This is a genomic window from Thermoanaerobacter sp. CM-CNRG TB177 (assembly GCF_018588165.1).
Classification (GTDB): Bacteria; Bacillota; Thermoanaerobacteria; order Thermoanaerobacterales; family Thermoanaerobacteraceae; genus Thermoanaerobacter; species Thermoanaerobacter thermocopriae.
Genome location: NZ_JAFCAC010000014.1, coordinates 1 through 1,161, shown reverse-complemented (window position 1 = coordinate 1,161; position 1,161 = coordinate 1). Strand labels below are relative to the sequence as shown.

Below are 1,161 nucleotides of genomic sequence, written 5' to 3'. Positions count from 1 at the left end.
TTGCTACATCTATCCATATGTCTTCTGCTTTCTCTCCTACGTATGCCTTGTAATGCACATTTCTCAGTACATTTGGGAGTTAAAATAAAATTGTGTCCACTGTATAATTAGAATTGAAATAATCCTCAAAGGAGGTCACCGAGAATGAATAAAAACGAAATTTATGAAACTGCTAAAAACATGGCTGTAGAGCAAGTATTAAATATGTATTGCTCTAAAGATGATCCTAACCGCCCAGCTTTAAAGCAACTCTTAGAAAACTTGCTCGATTGTTTTATGTTGTCGGAAAGAACTGTTTACCTTGCTAAAAACAATAATGACAAAGGCAATGGTTTTTACGATAGAAAACTTGCAACTCCTGTTGGCAGTCTTGAAATCTCTGTCCCTCGCACACGTACTGGTAATTTCCGACCTTCTATCCTCCCTGACCGCTACAAAAGAGTTGATAGTTCATACACTGGCCTGCTTATGTCTTTAGTTGTCAATGGTTATTCCGAAAGTTCCCTTGTCCAGACTTTGAAAGCTTTGAATCTTCCATATTCCGAAAATGAAATACTAAAAATCAAAGAAAACCTCAAAAATGAGCTTCAGTTATTCAAACAAAGAGAACTACCAACAAGTGCTTTTGCTCTCATCATCGATGGTTATCTCTTTCAAAATATCCTCGATTTGTTAAAGCAATATCAGAAAAAGCAGAGTTTTATCTTGCCCATATAAAATACCCTGAGGAATTAAGGAAGCATATCTATACCACAAACGCCGTTGAAAGTGTAAATAGCATGATTGAAAAGATTAGAGTAAATTCAGGTGGATACTTTCAGTCTGTTGAAGTCTTAGAAATTAATATTTACTTACAGCGAGAGAACTTACGCCGTACAAAATGGAAACATGGAGTTCCCAGTATTAGAAAATGCATCAATAGCATAACCCAACTTTACAACTTACGTTATAAGTTGGAAACACAAAATTCTTGACAAGTCTCGTACATTTCTACCATTTTTCTCTTCTTTACCTTCATGTATGTATATCAATCGCGGTGTTTCATTGCTGCCATCTTGCAAAGGCACATGGTCTTCATCTGCTTCTATGTATAATACCCTTACTTCTTTCTTCTCTTTTATTTCTCTCTTTACTTCTACTTCTCCTATTTCCCTTATTGCG

General features: G+C 35.7%; 2 pseudogenes. One reads left to right on the top strand and one right to left on the bottom strand.

Features of this window, described 5'->3' with window-relative positions:
• Positions 1-144 precede the first annotated feature (144 nt).
• Positions 145-974 (top strand): annotated as a pseudogene (locus I4N53_RS00720) (transposase).
• A gap of 9 nt (positions 975-983) precedes the next feature.
• On the opposite strand, the pseudogene I4N53_RS00715 reads toward I4N53_RS00720, so the two are convergent.
• Positions 984-1,161 (bottom strand): annotated as a pseudogene (locus I4N53_RS00715) (UPF0236 family transposase-like protein); the annotation flags it as partial.